Origin of the sequence: Martelella sp. HB161492, assembly GCF_013184775.1 — a bacterium.
Lineage (GTDB): Bacteria > Pseudomonadota > Alphaproteobacteria > Rhizobiales > Rhizobiaceae > Martelella.
Genome location: NZ_JAATVV010000041.1, coordinates 1 through 918, shown reverse-complemented (window position 1 = coordinate 918; position 918 = coordinate 1). Strand labels below are relative to the sequence as shown.

At 58.3% G+C, this 918-nt stretch carries 2 protein-coding genes; both read left to right on the top strand.

Annotated elements, in window-relative coordinates; translation table 11 throughout:
- Nucleotides 1–206 precede the first annotated feature (206 nt).
- Nucleotides 207–434, top strand: coding sequence for a hypothetical protein (locus tag HCK86_RS23860; RefSeq protein ID WP_176086992.1), 228 nt, complete (start codon nt 207–209; stop codon nt 432–434).
- Between the two features lie 86 nt (nt 435–520).
- Entirely contained in the window at nt 521–748 is a 228-nt protein-coding gene (locus HCK86_RS23855) for a hypothetical protein (protein ID WP_176086991.1), read from the top strand.
- Nucleotides 749–918 lie beyond the last annotated feature (170 nt).

Below are 918 nucleotides of genomic sequence, written 5' to 3'. Positions count from 1 at the left end.
AACCCCGGTGCCTGGCGCCGGGGTTTTTCTATGGCCGGGCGCTGTTCACGTGGCGGTGATCGTCAACGCTGATTTCGTGATCGGTGCGTGAATGTCTACAGATGATGAACAATCAGTTGATTAAATGGGGAATTGTCCCCGGCTCCCCGTCGGCCTATCTCTGCGTCAACAGAAACGAACAAAAAACATTCCCAAGGAGAATTCAAATGTCCAAGTTCATCGCTGCCGCTGCCCTCGTTGCAAGCTTTGCCGCCGCTCCCGCCGTCTTCGCCGCTCAGCCGGTCGCCCAGAGCGCCGAGCACCTGACCAAGGCTCCGGCCGGTTCGATGGTTCAGATCGAAAGCCGCGACAATGGCAATCAGATCGACAACATCTACCGCGTCAGCGCCGATGGCTCGCTGAAGCTCGTTGATCAGGTCCGTCACGAAGACTGATCGAAACGCAAAAGATAAACGGAAACACCCGCGGTCAACCGGCGCCTGAAGCAGAACAGCCGGGACCGCCCCCAAGGAGAATTCAAATGTCCAAGTTCATCGCTGCCGCTGCCCTCGTTGCAAGCTTTGCCGCCGCTCCCGCCGTCTTCGCCGCTCAGCCGGTTGCACAGAGCGCCGAGCACCTGACCAAGGCGCCGGCCGGTTCGATGGTGCAGGTCAATATCCACCACAATGGCGATCAGGTTGAAAACATCTACCGCGTCAGCGCCGATGGCTCGCTGAAGCTCGTTGATCAGGTTCGTTACGAAGACTGATTGTCAGCCTGACACAGCACATAATAGCAGAAGGCTCCGGATCGCATGATCCGGGGCCTTCTGCTGACAAGCTCATCCAGATTGCCTGTTGGGGGCGGAATAGCCGTCCCTCCCCGTCGTCATCCCCGTGCCTGTCACGGGGATCCAGTTTCATATGGCACTGAACAGAG

What these genes read in the sequence shown, in the direction of transcription:
- HCK86_RS23860 (WP_176086992.1), top strand. Translation starts at nt 207, where the DNA reads ATGTCCAAGTTCATCGCTGCCGCTGCCCTCGTTGCAAGCTTTGCCGCC.
- HCK86_RS23855 (WP_176086991.1), top strand. Translation starts at nt 521, where the DNA reads ATGTCCAAGTTCATCGCTGCCGCTGCCCTCGTTGCAAGCTTTGCCGCC.